At 34.0% G+C, this 19,654-nt stretch carries 15 protein-coding genes; 7 read left to right on the plus strand and 8 right to left on the minus strand.

The window, feature by feature from the left end; all coding sequences use genetic code 11:
* Positions 1 to 69 precede the first annotated feature (69 nt).
* Positions 70 to 1,170 carry a hypothetical protein gene (locus KMW28_RS28385; protein WP_169662482.1) on the minus strand — a complete coding sequence of 367 codons (1,101 nt, stop codon included), beginning with the start codon at positions 1,168 to 1,170 and terminating at the stop codon, positions 70 to 72.
* Positions 1,171 to 1,660: 490 nt separating this feature from the next.
* Here KMW28_RS28385 and KMW28_RS28640 point away from each other — a divergent pair, with 490 nt between their 5' ends.
* Positions 1,661 to 1,795, plus strand: coding sequence for a hypothetical protein (locus KMW28_RS28640; protein ID WP_260157716.1), 135 nt, complete (start codon positions 1,661 to 1,663; stop codon positions 1,793 to 1,795).
* Positions 1,796 to 2,083: 288 nt separating this feature from the next.
* A complete protein-coding gene (locus tag KMW28_RS28390) occupies positions 2,084 to 2,557 on the plus strand; it encodes a hypothetical protein (RefSeq protein ID WP_169662481.1) in 474 nt (157 codons plus the stop codon).
* 62 nt (positions 2,558 to 2,619) lie between these two features.
* Here the strand turns inward: KMW28_RS28390 and KMW28_RS28395 are convergent, their stop codons facing one another.
* From KMW28_RS28395 to KMW28_RS28405, 3 genes are read right to left on the minus strand one after another with little or no spacing between them, the layout of a single operon-like run.
* The gene (locus tag KMW28_RS28395) at positions 2,620 to 3,930 is read right to left on the minus strand and encodes a TolC family protein (RefSeq protein ID WP_169662480.1); all 1,311 of its coding nucleotides are present in this window, start codon (positions 3,928 to 3,930) and stop codon (positions 2,620 to 2,622) included.
* 2 nt (positions 3,931 to 3,932) lie between these two features.
* Entirely contained in the window at positions 3,933 to 6,971 is a 3,039-nt protein-coding gene (locus KMW28_RS28400) for an efflux RND transporter permease subunit (RefSeq protein ID WP_169662479.1), read from the minus strand.
* A gap of 2 nt (positions 6,972 to 6,973) precedes the next feature.
* Positions 6,974 to 8,035: an efflux RND transporter periplasmic adaptor subunit gene (locus tag KMW28_RS28405; protein WP_169662478.1), complete on the minus strand. Its 1,062-nt coding sequence runs from the start codon at positions 8,033 to 8,035 to the stop codon at positions 6,974 to 6,976.
* A 490-nt stretch (positions 8,036 to 8,525) separates the two neighbouring features.
* Between KMW28_RS28405 and KMW28_RS28410 the strand changes: the two genes are divergently transcribed.
* The 4 genes from KMW28_RS28410 to KMW28_RS28425 all read left to right on the plus strand — a co-directional run bounded on the left by KMW28_RS28410 (position 8,526) and on the right by KMW28_RS28425 (position 12,613).
* Positions 8,526 to 9,506 (plus strand): AraC family transcriptional regulator, encoded by a 981-nt coding sequence (locus tag KMW28_RS28410; protein WP_169662477.1) that lies wholly within the window; start codon positions 8,526 to 8,528, stop codon positions 9,504 to 9,506.
* Between the two features lie 88 nt (positions 9,507 to 9,594).
* A complete protein-coding gene (locus tag KMW28_RS28415; RefSeq protein WP_169662476.1) occupies positions 9,595 to 11,028 on the plus strand; it encodes a DUF1254 domain-containing protein in 1,434 nt (477 codons plus the stop codon).
* A gap of 127 nt (positions 11,029 to 11,155) precedes the next feature.
* Positions 11,156 to 11,725, plus strand: a complete 570-nt coding sequence (locus KMW28_RS28420) for a Crp/Fnr family transcriptional regulator (RefSeq protein ID WP_169662475.1) — start codon at positions 11,156 to 11,158, stop codon at positions 11,723 to 11,725.
* Between the two features lie 123 nt (positions 11,726 to 11,848).
* Positions 11,849 to 12,613 (plus strand): MBL fold metallo-hydrolase, encoded by a 765-nt coding sequence (locus tag KMW28_RS28425; protein WP_169662474.1) that lies wholly within the window; start codon positions 11,849 to 11,851, stop codon positions 12,611 to 12,613.
* Positions 12,614 to 12,680: 67 nt separating this feature from the next.
* Here KMW28_RS28425 and KMW28_RS28430 read toward each other — a convergent pair whose 3' ends face one another.
* The 3 genes from KMW28_RS28430 to KMW28_RS28440 form a co-directional block, all read right to left on the minus strand.
* Positions 12,681 to 13,808 (minus strand): T9SS type A sorting domain-containing protein, encoded by a 1,128-nt coding sequence (locus KMW28_RS28430; RefSeq protein ID WP_183363896.1) that lies wholly within the window; start codon positions 13,806 to 13,808, stop codon positions 12,681 to 12,683.
* 313 nt (positions 13,809 to 14,121) lie between these two features.
* The gene (locus KMW28_RS28435; RefSeq protein WP_169662472.1) at positions 14,122 to 15,249 is read right to left on the minus strand and encodes a T9SS type A sorting domain-containing protein; all 1,128 of its coding nucleotides are present in this window, start codon (positions 15,247 to 15,249) and stop codon (positions 14,122 to 14,124) included.
* A gap of 260 nt (positions 15,250 to 15,509) precedes the next feature.
* Positions 15,510 to 16,655, minus strand: coding sequence for a T9SS type A sorting domain-containing protein (locus KMW28_RS28440; RefSeq protein WP_169662471.1), 1,146 nt, complete (start codon positions 16,653 to 16,655; stop codon positions 15,510 to 15,512).
* Positions 16,656 to 16,981: 326 nt separating this feature from the next.
* Here KMW28_RS28440 and KMW28_RS28445 point away from each other — a divergent pair, with 326 nt between their 5' ends.
* A complete protein-coding gene (locus KMW28_RS28445; protein ID WP_169662470.1) occupies positions 16,982 to 18,016 on the plus strand; it encodes an L-dopachrome tautomerase-related protein in 1,035 nt (344 codons plus the stop codon).
* Positions 18,017 to 18,065: 49 nt separating this feature from the next.
* Here the strand turns inward: KMW28_RS28445 and KMW28_RS28450 are convergent, their stop codons facing one another.
* Positions 18,066 to 19,202: a T9SS type A sorting domain-containing protein gene (locus KMW28_RS28450; protein WP_169662469.1), complete on the minus strand. Its 1,137-nt coding sequence runs from the start codon at positions 19,200 to 19,202 to the stop codon at positions 18,066 to 18,068.
* Positions 19,203 to 19,654: the final 452 nt, after the last annotated feature.

Consider the following 19,654-nt stretch of genomic DNA (forward strand, 5'->3'; position numbering starts at 1 on the left):
GTCAATGGAAGCTATAAAATGACATTGGAAGATTACTTTTTAGCAATCTTCCAATGGTGAATAATGATATTATAAAATATAAAAGCCGGAAATGTATTTATCCATCGGTCGATACGCTTCATAGTCAGAAGGCAAGGCCTCCTCAGTTCTAAGTATCACCGATGTTTTGGAACCGCTGTTTAAGTGTTCCAACACTCCCCAATCTACTTTATCTTTTACTGTTTTGTAATCTTCTGAATCTGGATCCATCCAAATAAAGGCCACATTTTTATCTTTTTCCTTCAAAACTGAAGATAAGAAATCTTGTACCTTATGTTCGTAACCTTTTTTCCAAAACAATCCTTCTACCGTTACAAAAGTATGGTGTTTGAAGTTGAATAACCTATTGGCGTAGGGAATATAAGGCAACATGTATTTTGCGATCATTCCCTCTACTCCTGGAAGATGTTTAAATTTCCAGTTTCCGATGTACACCTGTCCTCCAACGATTACCTCACCGTCTTCATTAAGCACATAGCTATCGTCGGTTAAGCCAATGGTTTCGTTAGAATAAAAAGCATAGTCTTTGTAAAAGTCGTCTGCTCTTTGTGTAATCAAAGATTTTTCGTTGGCTGATAGTTTTACCAAATGCTCACTTTTCTTTGGTGTGATACGGCTAAAAGTCAGTGTCGTCATACGACCCACCGTTTCAAAACCCACCTTTTCAGTAAACATCTTTGATCGAAGGTTATCGTTTTCTACCTGTGCATGAAAACATTGTGGTGTGTTATTTTCTGCACTTTCAGGCATTCTATAGTCATTAAAGAAATTGATCAATTGCTGATCTAGAAAACTATTTTTCTTTTTCTTTTTATTCGCATTCTGCTTTTTACTTTGCATTGAAGGCAAGAAAGCAAAATAACGAATATGGTATGTTTCTAGTGGATTCCCCTTCAGCTTAGTGCTTTTATGAATTAAAGTTATTGTACTTAGAAGTGAATTATTTCTTCTAAGATTCAGAAAATAAGCTTTAGGGGTTCTCTCTAAGTTTTCTCTTGTTTCTGTATGTACATATCTCAGACCGCCTTCGGTTCCCCAAAGCGTTTCTTCCAGCATATCCACTACATCATCTGTAAGTTCATCCGTTAATTCTAAAGAAATCGAACCCGATTGGGTAATAATATCTTTCATTCTGTTAACTATATACATTGAGTCTTAATGACTCGTGAAATAAAAAATTGATTTAAGAACCTAAACTCGAAATAAAATATTTTTCATCGAACTTAGGCTATTCGTAAGGTAATTGTTCACCTTTAACATAAGCGAAAACAAATTTATCGTAATTTTCTTACTAACCTAAAATAATAGATGAGAAACTGATGTTAAAAAAAAATTAATTCAGGCATGTATATGTTATTTCATTATTCTTTAGATAAATGTCATTCGACTAAAAAACAAAGTATAAAACGCTCCTTGATGCGAGTTCAAAGTGTATTTTTTATAAAAATCATTATCTCATTTCTAAATAATAATGTTAAATATAATTTAATATCGAACAAAAAAATTGTTATTAAATCAAATTTCAATCGGTTGCATTAGGTATTTTATTCACTTTCAATTAGTTTTGTATCAACGATTAAATAAGAATTTTAATAACCTTGAATATATAAATTTTACTATCATGAGCACTTCTTTTACAATGAGCGAAAGTACCCTTGAGTGGGGATCAAAAATTCTTTTTAATGAGGATAAAAAGAAAAAAGAGGCTGAAAAGGACAAAGCAACAAAAAAGTCTAAGAAAGAAACTCAGTCTTAATTCACTAAAATCTTTAACCTTTAAGATAAACTCACATAACCACATAAAAACTTAACTCACTCATGGAGAGACATTCGTTTGTCTCTCTTTTTTTGTCGTTTACTTTCTTTCAGTAATCGATAAATACTGTTTAAATATATATGTGCGTTGTTAGTCGAAAATAACTGTAATTTCCCCAATTAAACATCAAATTAGTACTTGTGAAATGGAAACTAAGAAAATGTGGACTTAAAGCTTCATTAAATAAATCAGTTTCAATTAGGAATTAAATCATCATCACTAACACTTATGCAACGTACTATTTGTATTCTAATATTTCTTGCCTTTACCTCGTGTATTAAAAAATCGAATATACCCAATATTCAAGGTACATGGGAATTAATTTCTGCGGAGAGTGTGGAAAACGAAGAATCAAAAACTATGGATCTAAGCGATCGAAGAATGATTAAAATGTTTAGTCAGCAACACTTTGCCTTTTTTAATCACGATGTACATCATGGAAAAGATAGCTCAGAATATTATGCTTCAGGTGGAGGAACCTATCGTCTTGCTGGAGATCAGTATACCGAAAATTTAGAGTATTGTAGTTATCGCCCTTGGGAAGGACACAAATTTACTTTCCGATTGTATTTTGAAGGCGATACGCTGGTTCAAATCGGAAAAGAAGAAATCGAATCACTTGGGGTCGATCGTTTGATTATTGAAAAGTATAAAAGAATTGAACGAAAAGTGAAGAATATTCATGCTTTACCGTTAATGTAAAGTATAAAAAAACCACCTCTAACTTAGAGGTGGTTTATAGCAATTAATAATATAGTTGTTCTTTAGTTGATAGTTAGATGCCCTATTGCTCTAGTATAATAAGTCATCTGGATTTGTGCCTTTAATTTACTTTGGATGTATTCTACCACCGCCTGCTCAACATATAACTGAGCATCGATTACTTCTAGAATTTCGATCATCCCTTTTGTAAATCTATCTTCAAGAACCGCTGCATTCTCTCTTGCTTTTGTTAGTGAAGAATACGCTATTTCGGTTTCTTTCATTGCGTTTTCGTAAGCCACTCGTTTCTGAGCGATTTCCAATTGTTGCAATTCATTTTCTCTTTCTACAGACAATGCTGCATTTTGTATTTTTATCTGCTGAGCTGTCTTTAATTGTGTCTTTTTCCCTGCATTATAAATCGGAATATTCAACATTAACCCTGCCTGAACGTTTGGTACTGCACCCGGTAACATATTGTAACCTGGAGAAGCATAAGAAGCTGTACCCACACCTGATAACTGAGGGCGATACATACCACTAATAATCTTCTTGTCGTGCTCTTCCAACTGTAACATTTTCTCTTTCACCAATAATTCTGGTCGAGTAATGTGCTGCAGTTCAGAATATTCTGGGTGATTAATCAAGATAGAATCGGATACCACAGTACCTTCTTCGAACTCTTTTCCGATCAATCTGTTCAAAGACATCAAAAACAACTTGTATGTATTTTCTGACTGCACCACGGCCAATTGGGCACGTTTCACTCTCACTTCCGTCATCAAGACATCACTTTTATTTGCTTGTCCGAACGATAGTTTTTGTGAGACCAAATCTTGTACTCTAATCAAGTCGTGCTCATAGTCTTTCATGGCTTTCACCACTTCCTTTTGAGCCACTGTCTGCCAATACTGAAGATCCGTTGCCATAATCACATCTTGAGTAGTGATCGATAACTCATCCATTTTAATTTGATTGGCTACAGCTGCTTTTTGCTTACGCTCTTTCAACACTCCACCTTGATAAATCGGCTGAGTAACACTCGTGTACAAACCATATTGATGATTGGCTAAACCACCCAATTCAGCACCTGATAACTCTCCCAATCTTGCATCGTCTGGAAGACTGAAAGTCATAGGATTTTGAACATACCAATAATCCGCACTCGCATCAAGCTTTGGCATCATATCGGCAATTGTTGTTTTATATTGTTGATAGGAAATTTCAACATTTCCTTCTGCCATTTTCACTAATTGTTCGTGGTTTACGGCATCCTTTCTGTATTCTTGAAGGAAAGGGTCCGTGGCAATTTGTCCATAAAGTGATGATAAACTAAGGCACATCACTCCTATCAATACTCCTAAGTTTTTCATAGCTATTTCTTGATTTTAATTTGATAGAAAATGGAATAAATTACTGGTACTGCCCACAATGTAAGTAGTGTTGCAAAGCCTAATCCGAAGATAATGGTCACTGACATGGCACCAAAGACACTATCAGGTAATAATGGGAACATACCAAACATGGTCGTAATGGCCGCCATTAATACAGGTCGTGTTCTGGAAATCGTCGCTTTCAAGATACTTTCTAACTGAGTCTCTCCAAGTTTCAATTGTATGTTGACTTCATCAAGTAGTACGATAATGTTCTTGATGATCATACCGAGTAGACCAATCCAACCGATAAACGACATAAAGTCGAAGGCTTTACCTAAACCAACCAAACCGAATATCACTCCAATTAACGATAGTGGAAGTAATAATAAGACGATGGTGGTTTGTTTATAATTACCAAACAATGCAATCAGAATAGCGATAATAAGAAGGAAAGCCAAAGGGAAGAAAGTCACAATCGCTTCGACTGCTTCTCCTTGATTTTTCTTCTCCGCGTCCCACATGAAAGAATAACCCTCAGGTAACTCAATAGCTTCAATCTTGGCTTGAACATCTTTTTGTAGTTCTCCTGTAGTTACTCCTTCAATAGGATCACATAGTGCTGAGATAGCACGGTGTCTGTTGTAAGTTTGGATGTATGGATATTCGTAATCAATATTAATCTTCTTAATCACTTGTTGTAATGGCACCGAATTATTGGCCGTTACAATATTGATGTTCTGAAGTTTATTAAAATCAGCTACTTCCCCTTCATTCGTTTTTAAAACGATAGGAAGCAACTCGTTTTCTTCTCTGTAAGTACCAACAGTGATACCTTCGCTCATCACTCTTACTGATTCGGCAATGTTCTTTCTGCTAATATTTGATTTTGCCGCTTTCGCATCAGCATATTCCAATTCCCAAACTGGCGACATGTTGAACCAAGAACTGTGGACATGACGAGATAATTTCGACTCCCTCATGATATCTAAAGCGATATTATTTAATGAGTCTAGTACCTCTATATCTTTACCCATAAATCTTGCTTCGACTTTACCGTCTAAAGGAGTCATTACCGAATAAAGTTCTGGTCGAACAAAAAGTTCTGGGAAAAGGTCGTATTTCTGATCTTCTAATCTTGAGAAAACTTTCTCTACATTATCATAGTCTTCGCACTCAACTATAAAGCTAAGTACGTTGGTTTGTGGACCATAACTTGATGATGCCAAGAAGTATCTTGGAGGAGTCATACCGACCGTCATCGTTACATCTTTTACCTCTTCTTGTTCGCTTAACCAATTGTAGATCTTATCGCCTTGTTCTTCTGTGTAGTAGATAAATGATCCCTCTGGAGTGAAAGCATTGATCTTAAATAAGTTCTTTTCCAACTCCGGCATAAATACTACTTTCAGGTTTTTACTCACCAATAATGAAGTACCGAAAATACCCAATATCACCGCTAGGGAAATAAACTTATGTTTAATTGATAGCGTTAGGAAAGCTCTAAACTTCTGATAGAACTTACCACCATATAAATCTACTTCTTCGTCGCTATTTTCTGTATTGTCTTCCAAGAAGGTATCACAAGCTAGAGGCGATTGCGTTAAGGCAAAAATCCAGCTTAAGAACAATGAAATGGCCAAAACGGAGAATAAAGAAGATAAGTATTCACCTGTCGCATCCGGAGAAATACGGATAGGAAGGAAGGTTAGAATGGCAATAATTGTTGCTCCCAATAAAGGCCATGACGACGATTGTGCTGACTGATAAATGGCTTCTTTCTTAGGGATTCCTTGCTTGATTTTCATCAAGATGGATTCTATGACCACGATGGCGTTATCTACCAACATACCCATAGCAATAATTAAGGCCGCTAAACTTACTCTTTCCATGTTGATTCCAAATGCCAACATGAATATCAAAGTACCTAAAATGGAGAAGACCAAACCAGATCCTACCAACAATCCATTCTTTAAACCAATAAAGAACAGAAGGATAATTACTACTGTACCAACAGAAGCAATTAAGTTGAATACAAAACCATCGTTGGCTGTTTTCGACTCGATTCCTTGGTTATAGATATTCTTCAGGTGAATACCTGCGGGTAAATCCTCTTTTAATTCTTGAAGTCTCTTATCTACTGCTGCCCCCACTTCTACTACATTGGCACCTGCTGATGCTGAGATCGCAAAACCCACTGCCGATTGGCCTTGAATTTTCATTTTTGTCGTATAAGGAGAAGCGTAACTTTCTTCTATTTCTGCAACATCTTTCAGTTGAATCTGCTTGCCATTTCTATTGGTGATGAATAAATGTCCAATTTCATCAACCATCGAAAAGTCGCCTGCCACTTTTACTCTAAGACGTTGTTTGTCTGTATTGACAAAGCCAGAGTTGACTAACTTGTTTTGTTGATTTAAAGCATTGACTACCTCTTCCAAAGACACTCCCAATTGGTGCATTTTTCCAAAGGTCAATTTGATATCGACACTTTCTTGAGGTTTACCAAAAAGCACTACTTTAGCCACATTCGGGACTTTAAGTAATTCTTTTTTATAATCGTCTGCGATATCGTTTAATTCTCTGTAAGTAAATCCTTCACCATAGATGCCATAGAACAAACCTAATACATCGGCAAAATCATCATTTACTATGGACGTTGATGCTCCCGCAGGAAGCTGACCTTGAACGTCGCCTACTTTTCTTCTCAGGATATCCCACATTTGTGGAATTTCATCACCAGGAATTGTCTTTTTAAGTACTACCAGAATTCTTGATACCCCATTTCTACTATCAGAGTCCAAGAAATCCAAACCGTCCATTGCTTGGATAGCTTCTTCCAGTTTATCTGTTACCTGTTGTTCTACCTCTTCTGCAGATGCACCAGGATAAGTCGTTAACACTACGGCTTGTTTGATGGTAAATGGAGCATCTTCTAGTTTACCTACTTTCTCGTAAGAAACTACACCTCCAAGAATTACCAATAGCAAGACAAACCATGAGAACGGTTTATTTTCTAAAGTAAATTTCGTGATATTCATACTTAGTTCTTAGCGGTCATCATTGGTTCGTCTATCGTATATCTCACTTCTTGTCCCTCCGAAAGGTAGGTACCGCCTGCTGCTACAATGATGTTAGCGTCTGTTTTTTCCAATAACTCTACTTCCATTTGTCCGTCGTTTAATAGAGTATTGACTTTCACTTTCAAACTATGTAATGTATGATCTTTGGACTGAACCGCCCATACAAATTGTTCACCATTTGCTTTGTTAATTACCGCTGTAGAAGGTACGATTACATCATTTTTATCGGCCTTTGCCAAATCAAAATATACTTCTGATGTCATACCTCCAATAAGGTTGCGATCTTTTACTTTCACCTCAACAATACACGGATAGGCGTTTGTAAGCCCCTCTGTATCTCTAGAAATCTCCACCAATTTAGCTTGGAAGACTTCTTCTTTTTTACCATCAAAAACTACTTGAATGTTTGATATTTTACCAGGGTGAAGTGCTATATCCTCGTTTACTACGCAGTTGACTTTTACTTTAGAGTAATCTTGGAAAGTCACAACCTTCTGAGAAACTCTTAAGTGTTCCCCTTTTTCGGTATATGTGTTCTTCACATACCCATTAAAAGGGGCAACCAATTTGGTATCTCTTAATGCGTTTTCTGCATTTTTAAAGTCATGTTCAGCAGTAATGAAATTCATTTCCAGCTGATCGTACTGTTGTTGTGAAATGTTCTGATGATCGATAAGCTGCTTGGCTCTATCAAATTCTTGTTTCGACCACTTCAACTTTGCTTTTGCATTGTTGAATGCGATCAGGTAATCTCTTTGGTCGATCTGACCAATGATTTCTCCTTTTCTAAAATATTGTCCATCCTCTACATCAAAAACGATTAAAGGACCTTGTACTCTAAAAGATAAATTCACCTCCTTATTAGGGTGTGACGTACCAGTCACCACCTTCATCAGTTGATCTGAACTCGGGTGAATGCTAGTGATTTTTACTTTTTGAGGTTTAGTTTTATTATTTACTTCCTCTTTCGCACACGAAAAGCAAAGTAATGAGATTGTAAAAACGGTTAATGCAAATTTCATTTGGTAGTTGATGATAATTGATAATAATACCTTTATATCAACCCCGCTTTTTTTGTTAGCGTTTAAACTATTTACTGAAAAGGAATTTTTGAGGTTTGAAACGTTGAAAAAGTTGGCTGAAAAAAAAAGAGGTTTGATGCATAACACCAAACCCCTTTAACAAAAGAATTCCACTGCAATGCAAGGAATTCTAAATACTGTGATGCCCCCCGAAGGGGGCACACTGCTTAACGATTCATACTTCAAATATGTAGTCTTGATTTTAATTTTGCAACATTTTGACTAAATATTTTTAAATATTTTATAATTTATTTCTTAATACTGTTAATTCGCCACATATAAGCAGGTTTTATTAATAATATTTTTTGTAATTCTTTTCTCAATACGGTAATCTTTTTTGTATTCTTACAGAGATTACGACGCATAAATATGATTTTCTCTTAAATGAGTTCTATATTTAATCACCCATTTAGTAAAAATTGATATCGATTTGGATACTATTTTAATCAAAGAAGGATCTGCTTTTTCACTATTAGAGCAATTACATCAACAACTTGGAGGGGAACTCTCAAAAGAATCCTTAACACTTAATAATCAATCCTTTGAATTAGATATAAAACTATATTCACTAATCAATGGAGCGGATATCTCTATTTATTATTGTAAGCCAAAACAGGATGTTCAATTAATTATTGAAAGTGAGGAAAATCAAAATGATTACTATATCATGCGCTTTGAGTATGATGCACAAATTGGTCGCAATACAACAGATCAAATACAACAAAACAGTGTATCTACTGAGGCAATGATTGCTTATAAATCCTTCTATTCATTCAAATCAAAGTTAAAATCTAATCAAAAAAACCAGTGGGTATCCATTCGTTTTCATAAAAATCAGATAGCCGATTCTTTCCCAGAATTTAAAAATATCTTAAATGCGATATTCCCTTCCTCCAAGCTTTGGGTGAAGTATTCCATCGCTCCAATTGAAGTTCATTTATTATTGGCTGATATCTTTAAACTCGATTTATCCTCTCCTTCACCTAAGAACAATAGTATCATTTTATCTAGGCTGATAGAGTGTATTGGTATTTTTTATGAACGTGTGACCCAAAACAGCATTCAGCATAGTCTTCATCCCGAGGATTTCGATCAGATTCTTAAAGTAAAAGAGTATTTGATGAATCATTTGGAAAATCAAAAACCTACCTTAGATGAACTAGCTGAAGTTTATGGTTATTCGAGTTCGAAATTAAAAAGGGACTTTATGAGTGTGTTTGGTATTAGTACCCACAATTTTTATCAACAACAAAGATTGGAAAACGCTAAATTATTATTAACCACCAAAAACTACGAAATCACAGACATCGCCCGAAAATTCGGTTATTCCACTGTTTCTAAGTTTTCATTTGCCTTTAAAAAGCAATTTGGAGTCACTCCAAAATCTATCGCATTAAAATATCAGAAGTAAGATCTTTGGAGTACATTATCTGAGCTTAAAAGGTAAAAAATGAGCGATTGAGAACCGTTTATATAATTGTTGGTAGAACAAACTACTGATGATGATAATAATCGATATGAAAAAGAACCTACTCCAATCAAAAATTGCCTTATTTATCTTAGGTATTTTCCTTTTAGGAAACTTTAGTGCTGTTGCTCAACAAAACACTTTAAACGAAAAAGAGCAAAACGAATACAACTTTACTTACAATGTAGGTGTGCAAGCCACTATTTATGGTTGGGCTTTAGTAATGATGGATGTCGCTTTAGAGTTACAAACTAACGTTGATGCCCCTTCGAATAATGGTCAGGCACCTATTAATCAATTAGGACCAATTACAAGACTTTGGGATTACAGAGACCGTTCATATACTACTCCAAACAACGATACTTATTATATCCAAGGATGGGGTGATCTAGAAGAACAACCTTTAGTATTGTTTGTTCCAGAAGTAGAAAATAGATATTGGATCCAACAGATTCTAGATATGTATACTGAGTCTGTAGTGGACCTTTGTAATGCTACTGTAGGCGACAAAGGTGGGTATTTCATCTTAGCCAAAAAAGGTCATGAATTCAAAAACCCGAACAACCTTCCTGTATACTACTCTAACACAAGATATATTTGGTTAGCAGGACGTTTAGGAACAGACGGATCGGAAAGCGATAAAAAAATTGCTCAAGATCTTCAAACTCAATTTAGATTATTCCCATTAGCAGATTACCCTAATGGTGGTGTTCAACCTGCTCCAAAAGTAGTGTCGGGTGCACCAAAAGTAAACTTCCCAATGGGATTGGATTGGTACAACCGTTTCGAGAAAACTTTAAACGAGAACTATTTGGAATCTGATCATCCAATAACGGAGCAGTTCGAATACATCGGTTTTGGTAAAGGTGGTGTAAATACTTTAGCACCTCATAAAAAAGAAGCATTAGTTGCTGCATTCAAAGATGCGTATGCAATGATCGTAAATGCTGCAAAGTATAGCAGTACTCCAGTAAACGGTTGGAACTGGGAATACAAAGCAGGTAAATATGGTGCTGACTACTTGCAGAGATCTGCCATTAACTTAAATAGTATTGGTTTGAACTCTCCAGAAAGAGCGATGTACCCTAAAAGATACCACGACAATAACGGTGAGGTATTAAATGGTAAAAATGCATACGAAATCACACTTCCTGCTAACATGCCTGTTAACTATGAGATTGGTGGTTTCTGGTCGATGACAATGTATGATGCTGAAGATCGTTTCATGGTAGAAAACGAGATCAAAAGATATAAAGTGGGTAGTATGATGAAAGACTTAAAATATAATAAAGACGGGTCGTTAACCATCTACATCTCACATGAAGCTCCTAAAGACAAGAAGCAAAAGAAAAATTGGCTACCGGCACCTAATGGAGATTTTATGTTACAGTTCCGATTCTATGAACCCAATAAAGAAGTTGTTGATGGACAGTTCGCCCTACCACAATTATACAACTTAAACTAGCATTTCCATGTTATAACGAGGCTTCTAATTTAGAAGTCTCGTTTTTGCTATTAAAGATCTTAACAGACTTCTCTTGTCACAACAACTATTCTTTCGTTAATTGGTAGTAGTTAAATAAAAAATGACGATGACCAACGAAAAAATATTTCATTTCTTTAATTCATTATTTCCTTTTAATCAAGAAGGATTAAAAGAGTTTGCTGCTTCTTTTGAGACGAAGACTTATCCTAAAAATACTTTAATCATTCAACAAGAAAGCATAGTCAAAAAACTAATGTTCCTCTCAACAGGTTCACTTAGAGAATTTTTTGCTAAAGACGATAAGGAAATGAATACTGACTTTTTCGTGAAACCTCAATTCATCAACGACTTTTACTCTTTAATGCATGCTACACCTACCAAGAAAAATATTCAAACGCTTACTGAAGTCACCATTCTTGAATTAAGTATTGATGTCTTTCATGATTTCTTAGAAAGGTATCAGTGTGGGAAGAATTTTGTTGATGAAATCTTCAAAGATATTATTGCCAAAAAAGAAGAAGAAGAATTCAAACATTTCAGCCTAACTCCCGATGAGTTATACCTCGATTTATTATCAAATAAACCGGAGTGGTTACAGGAGATTCCTTTATATCATATAGCCACCTATTTAAGAATGACCCCCGAAACGCTTAGCCGAATTCGAAAGCGAAATTAATTTCTTGATTTGAATCAAGGCATCTCTATCACCCATCGCTTTCTTTTGTAATATATTCATGAGGATACAGTTGATCACTCATTAATATCTTGTTCTATTATCTCAAATAAAACGATCAGTAAGATGAAAATTCAGCATTTCAGAAACGCAACTATGGTGATTGAGGCCGACGATAAAGTGATTTTAGTGGATCCGATGTTAGGTCCTAAATCTACCATGCCTCCTTTCTCATTCATTCGTTTTAAAGCAAAGAAAAATCCTTTAGTCGAATTGCCTGCAGCTTGTTTGCCAATTCTTGATAAAGTGACTCATTGTTTAATTACTCATCTTCATCCAGATCATTTAGATAAAGATGGAGAGCAATTTTTACGCGAAAATAACACTCCAGTAATTTGCAGTGTGTTAGATGAAAAAGAATTAAGAAAAAGAGGATTGAATGTAGTTCAAACTATTGATTATTGGAAAAGGGTAGATTTTCTTGGTGGTAAAATTGAAGGCATCCCTGCCGTACATGGTTATGGTTTTGTGGCGAAACCAGCTGGAAATGTGATGGGCTATTATATTGAACTTCCAGATCAACCATCAATATATTTAAGTTCTGATACTATTTATACTGAACATGTTGATAAAGTATTGAAAGAATATAATCCAGATTTAAGTGTTTGTGCTTCTGGATCAGCACAATTCGATATTTTTAAACCTTTATTGATGCATATGGATGATATTGTGAGGTTCACACAAAACGCTCCAAATAAAGTACTTCACAATCATATGGAAGCGGTGAACCACTGCCCTACAACACGTGCAGATTTAAAAAGAGAATTACAATCAAAAGGATTATTAGATAAAGTATTTATCCCTCAAGATGGAGAATGGATAAATTTATAACCAAAAGCCCCGGATTAAAACCCGGGGCTTTTGATATAATAAACAACCTAATTATTTTTTTGAGGATCTATTGCTTAATAAATCTTCTTACCACTTTTTGTGAACCAGAAGTTAGTATTAATAAATAATGTCCAGATTCTAAGTCGGAGATATCATTGATGTTATACACAAGGCTATTCCCACTATTTTCGTTGGTTTCTTGGTACACTGTTTTTCCTAATTTATCAAGTACTGATATTGTTAAGGAGTGACCAATAACTAAACCTCCAATGGCAATATTTAAATGATCTGATGTTGGATTAGGGAATACTTCTGCCTCCAAATTGTTAGAAGGATTCATACTCACTGTTAGCGGACCAAAAGTCTCTGTTTTTCCATCTAAATCGTATTGTAGTAATTGATAATAAACTACATTTGAAACCACATTAGGTTTATCTGTATAAGAATAATCTTGACGGAAATTAGTATTTCCACCAGCTTCTACTTCACCCACTTCTTCCCATGTATTTTTATCAAAAGATCTCAACACCATAAAATGAGATGCATTTTGTTCTGTAGCTGTAGCCCATGATAAATATACTTCACCATTTTCAACAAGTGAATTAAAGAAAATCATTTCTACTGGAAGATCGGGGTTAAACCCTGGATTTCCATTTTTATTGCAAGCAGGTTCAGAACTCTTATTATAATTCGCATGGGCTGGATCATAATACTCCGGATCCTCTGTACCGATACAAACAGAAGAACCTCCGTCAACTTCGTAATCATCTCCCCCTTTATAAGTTACTCTTCCGGTACCTGTTATAGTACCACCATCTTTTGCTTCGATTTTGGATTCAGCAATAAAATAAAGAGTGTGGATTTCTGCATTGCCAGTATCTGTTACAATAAAATCTTCTTCCACAGTAACATGCGCTCCTCTTTCAACATATAAAATAGCTGTTCCTTTTACTGAAAGGTTCTTAACCTCCAATGTTACACCGGCTCTAACAATTAGGATACTATTATTATCTAAAGTGATACTTTTATCACCATAATCAAATGTACCTGAAGTTAGTTCCATATACTGATTTGTATTCAATGTTTGATCGTCTCCTGTATTCGGCGTTACTTCACTGTGTCCTCCAACTATAGGCTGAGCATTAGATAAGCCAAAGCACAACAAAGCAACAACAAAAGGCAAGTAGAATTTCATAGATTTAGTCATAAAATAAAAAGTGAATTAAATAGATGTGTTATAAAGTCAACCGTAGCTATAAACTAGTAATTAGCTCATCTCGTTCCCATATCAGTTTAAAATAGGGTTTATTAAGAATTGTAAAATAAACAATAAATATAGATTGAATAATGCAAATTATAGACTATTTCAGAAATAGATTATTACACATAGATTTATTTTCTTTTTTTAAAAAAAGTACCCCTATTTTCATAAATTTTTAATCTTGAAATACAAAAAGGACTACTCCATAGCAATGAAATAGTCCTTCAATTATATTTTGAAAATCAGTTTATTGTTTAATAAACCTAGTCGTAATTTTTTGTGATCCTGATGTCAATATTAAAAGATAATGTCCCGGGTTTAAATCTGTAATCTGATGTACATTATAGATCAAACTATTCCCCCCTACTTCTTTATTTTCTTGATAAACAGCTTTCCCTAATTTATCAATTACAGCTATCGATAATTGATTTCCTTCATGTAATCCCTCAATAGATAAATTTAAACTAGAAGTTGTAGGATTTGGATGTACTTGTGCTGAAAAACCATTACTAAGATTCAAACTTACAGTTAACGGACCAAAGAACTCACTTTGACCATCATAATCAAATTGTTGCAATTTATAATAATAAATACCAGAAGATGAAACAGGTGAATCTGTATAAGAATAATCTTGTCTGAAGTTTGTATTGCCTCCAGCTTCAACATATCCAATTTCTTCCCAATTGGTTTTATCTGTAGATCTCATAACAACGAAATGTGAAGCGTTAACTTCTGTCGCTGTTGCCCAATTTAGATTTACATTCCCATTGCTTACATTGGATTCAAAAAAGATCATCTCAACAGGTAGATCAGCTATAAATTGTGCTGAATTCCCATTTTGATCACATGGTACAGTACCACTTGTACCATAACTAGCATGATCTGGATCGTAAAATTCTGGATCTCCGGTTCCTATACAAACAGAAGATCCTCCATCAACTTCGTAACTACTGCCTTGATAGGTTAACCTACCAGTACCAGTTACAGTTCCCCCATCTTTGGCTTCTATTTTGGATTTAAGTATAAAATAAAGAGAGTGCACCTCGGCTTCACCTGTATCTGTCACAATAAAATCTTCATCGACAGTTACTGTAGCCCCTCTTTCGACATACAAAATTGCTGTTGATTTTACAGATAAGTTTTTTAGATCTAAGGTAACTCCAGAACGTATGATAACAATACTATTATTATCAAGGGTAATACTTTTATCTCCATAATCAAAACTTCCAGATGTAAACTCCATGTACTCATTGGTATTCAGAGTTTGATCATTATTTGTATCTGGAGTAATTTCAGTATACCCAACAAGTAAAGGTTGTGCATTCGTAAAACTTAGGCACAGAAAGGTTAGTGCAATAGATAGATAGTACTTCATAGAATTGTAAGAAATATAACAAGTAAATTAAAAGTAGAATAGATCGTCTAATTGTATAACCATGTCATATATCTCCTAGTTCCGCATGATTAAATTTTTTAGGCTTATTAAGTTTTATTCGCTATGTCAAAATGATCATTAGAATATTTCTATAAATCAATCATTTATCTATATCTATCTGATTTCATATGATTTAAAGTTACAAAGAAAAGGACAATCTCATATGTATGAAATTGTCCTTTTGATAATATTTTTATTTTCTATTGTTTAATAAACCTAGTCGTAATTTTTTGTGATCCTGATGTCAATATTAAAAGATAATGTCCCGGGTTTAAATCTGTAATCTGATGTACATTATAGATTAAACTATTCCCACTAACATCTTGATGTTCTTGATACACTGCCTTTCCTAATTTGTCAATCACAGAAATTGACAATTGATCACCCAATATTAATCCGCCTACAGAAAGATTGAGTTTATCTTTGGTAGGGTTAGGAAAAACTTGTGCTGACATTGTATTTACTGCGATCAAATTTACAGTTAATGGACCAAACGATTCATTTTTTCCGTCATAATCAAACTGTTGTAATTTGTAATACAAGACACTTGAGGATGTTTCTGGAGCATCAACAAACGAATAATCTTGTCTAAAATTAGTATTCCCTCCTGCTTCAACTTCTCCAATTTCTTCCCAATTCATTTTATCTGTTGATCTTAAAATGGTAAAATGAGAGGCATCTTGTTCTGCTGCTGTTGCCCAATTTAGAGTAACTATATTATTATTGATTACTGATTCGAAGAAGATCATTTCGACCGGTAAGTCAGCAATATATTGGGCTGTATTACCATTGGTGTTACATGCCTCAACGCCACTATCTCCAAAGTCATCATGATCAGGATCATAAAATTCGGGATCTTCTGTGCCAATACATATTGATGTTCCCGATGATGAAACAGTGTAATCTGATCCGGTGTATGTGATCCTTCCAGTACCTCCAAGTTTATACTCATCTTTATCAATTTGTATCTTATATTTAGCATAAAAATAAAGCGAATGTATTTCGCTTTCACCTGTTGATTCGTAAATAAAATCTTTATTAATAATCACCGTTGCTCCCCTTTCAACATAAAGAACAGCGGTCTTTTTAACAGACAATTTACTCACTTCTAAGGTTACACCAGATCGAATAAATAGTATACTATTTTCTTCTAAGGTGATACTTTTTTCACCATTCTCATTATAATTATAAGACCCCGTGGTTAAGTCCATGTATTCATTTTCACCAATTGTTTGATCAATTTCCTCATCAGGAAATATTTCAGAATGGTCAGGACCAATAATTGGCTGTGCATTAGAAACAGTTATACAAAATAGTATAAGGGCGAAGGGTAAGAAGATTTTCATAGAAATAGTTTTTAGATAACATGTATGTTAATGAATAGATTTGTTTACTTTTAGGCTGTTTACAAAAAAACTTTTAGTTCTGCAGTTAGGTATAGAATTCTCTTTTGGGTTTTATTTGTATTCAGTAATTAATAAGTTATACAGTAAACTTATGTTAAAGATTTATATTAACAGTTCATCAGTGTGACTTTATTGATTAAAATAAATATTTTCATATAAAATTGTTAGAATAATACATATTTTAATACATGATTATTCTAGGTAATCACTGAATTATCATATTGAAATTGAACGAATTTGAAAATAAAAAACATAAAATACATCCAATGAATCGATTAATAGTTCTTTTCCTTTTTTCTTTTCTGTTTTTTGGTTGTTCTGAAGAACAAAATAAAATACCCACTTTAGTTGCAAACTTTAAGGGACAACAAGTTACAGGTGTTACTGTTTCTAATGAAGGAAGAGTTTTTGCTAATTTTCCCCGTTGGAGAAAAGGAGTCATGTACTCTGTGTTAGAAGTAGATGAAAATGGATCTTCAATTCCTTACCCTTCTAAAGAGTGGAATAATTGGAAAATAGGAATGCCCATGACGGATTCTTTATTTATAGCAGTGCAGTCGGTAGTTGCTTTTGATAATGAATTATATGTATTGGATACTAGAAACCCATTGTTTCAAGGAGTTATTGGTGCTCCTAAAATCTTTGTGTTCGATTTAACGACCAACGAGTTAAAAAGAACTTATCCTCTTTCAGTGGGTACTTATCATCCAGAATCTTATGTAAACGATTTAAGGGTAGATAAGAAAAACAATAAAGCCTACTTTACAGATTCTGGCCACGCAGGGTTAATCGTACTTGATTTAGCATCGGGAAATTGTAAAAGAGTATTAGATAATCACTTCTCTACAACAGCAGAGGCAGATCATTTAACTTTTGGGGCGACTGAATGGAAAAATACAGTGCATTCTGATGGTATCGCTTTGGATCTCAAAAATGATATGCTCTACTTCCATTCTTTAACGGGATACAGCTTATATCGTATACCTACCAATTCTTTGATAAATAAAACGAATGAAGAAATAGAAGCAGATGTTGAATTTGTGATGAAAACACCGGCTCCTGATGGTATGATTATCGACGAAAAAGGACAATTATATTTAGCCGATTTAGAGCATGATAAGATTATGAAAATCAATTTAAAAAATCATGCAATGTCTACATTTGTAAAAGGAAATCAAGTGAAATGGGCCGATACATTTAGTATCTACAATAAGCATCTCTATTATACCAATTCTAGAATTAATGAAGCAGGTGAGGATGTGGAAGAAATAGAGTTTAGTATCTATAAAGTAGCTCTTTAATATTGATGGCTGTCACATTAAAATAATTAAATGTGTCAGCCATTTTTGTTTACTGTTTAATAAACCTTTTCGTAATTTTTTCTGATCCTGAAGTAATAATCAAAAGATAGTTGCCAGGCACTAAATCAACTGTTTCATCCACATTGTAAATCAAACTACTACCGTTTAATTTTTTATATTCTTGATGTATAACCTTACCCATTTTATCCATTAATGAGATAGTCATTTCATTTCCCAATTGTAATCCAGTAATCGAAAGATTTAATTGATCCCTTACAGGATTAGGATAAACTTGTGCTGACATTAGATTAATCGATCTAAAGCTAACTGCTAAAGGACCAAATGTTTCACTTTTCCCATCATAATCAAATTGTTCTAATTTATAATAAACAACATTTGATGATGCATTGGGAATATCTGTAAAAGAATAATCTTGTCTAAAATTAGTATTACCACCCGCTTCTACTTCACCTATTTCTTCCCAATTTTCCTTATCCGTTGATCTAAAAACCACAAAATGTGAAGCATTAATTTCTGATGCTGTCGCCCAATTTAAAATGACATTATGATTTTCGATTGAAGATTCAAAAGAGATCATTTCTACAGGTAAATCTGTTGTGAAACGATCTGAATCACCATTTCTGTTACATGGTTCTGTAGGAGATAAACCAAAATTCGCATGGTCAGGGTCGTAAAACTCTGGATCTTCTGTACCAATACAAACTGTAGATCCGTTTTCCACCTCAAAACTTGACCCTGAAAAGGTAATTCTACCATTACCTCCTAAGATATAACTAGCATCATCACTTTGAAGTTTATCATTTACATAAAAATACAAAGAGTGGATTTCGTTCATACCAGTTGATTTTGCTTCAAATGTTTCCTGAATGATAATTGTAGCTCCTCTTTCGATATATAAAATTGATGTTTCTTTTAAATACAGGTCTTTCACTTCAAGAGTTACACCTGCTCTAACAATAAGAATACTGTTATTATCTAAAGTGATGGTTTTGCCATTATTATTATAATCGTAACTCCCCGTTGTTAAGTCCATATATTCATTTGTATATAAAGATTGATCATTGTTAGGATCGGGATTTACTCGAGAGTGTCCTGTAGTTACAGGCTGTGCGTTAATAATTACAGTAATTAGTAGGGTTATTATTAATAGTAGACTTCTTTTCATAGCGTTTTAGGTCTTGCTGGTATAAGTGTAATAAAATTAGCAGTTATCTAAATAACGGTTCGGACAACAAACCCATTTTTGGGGTGAAAAAGTTCTTTGAGAAAAAAAATTAAAGTATAATTACCGAATTATTACTATATAATAATTGAAAAACAATATTAAGTACAACTCTGAATATTAGGAGACTATTAGTTCACGGATGTAATAAAAAGCTAGAAACACACTTTTCTTGATTGATAATCTTTTATGACATCAAAATATTTACACCTTTTTAGTAGTTCACATATCAAATACAGTAACCTTTTCTAAAACAAAAGAGAATCATTCATTTTCTGATTATGAAAACTCCAACTACTCCTGATCTTTATCATTAAAAAATATTTCTCATAGGGTAGTTTTAACCGTTCTTTAGATTGAGTATATTGAATGATAAACCCAAAACTATCTTCAAT

Source organism: Flammeovirga yaeyamensis (assembly GCF_018736045.1).
Taxonomy (GTDB): Bacteria; Bacteroidota; Bacteroidia; order Cytophagales; family Flammeovirgaceae; genus Flammeovirga; species Flammeovirga yaeyamensis.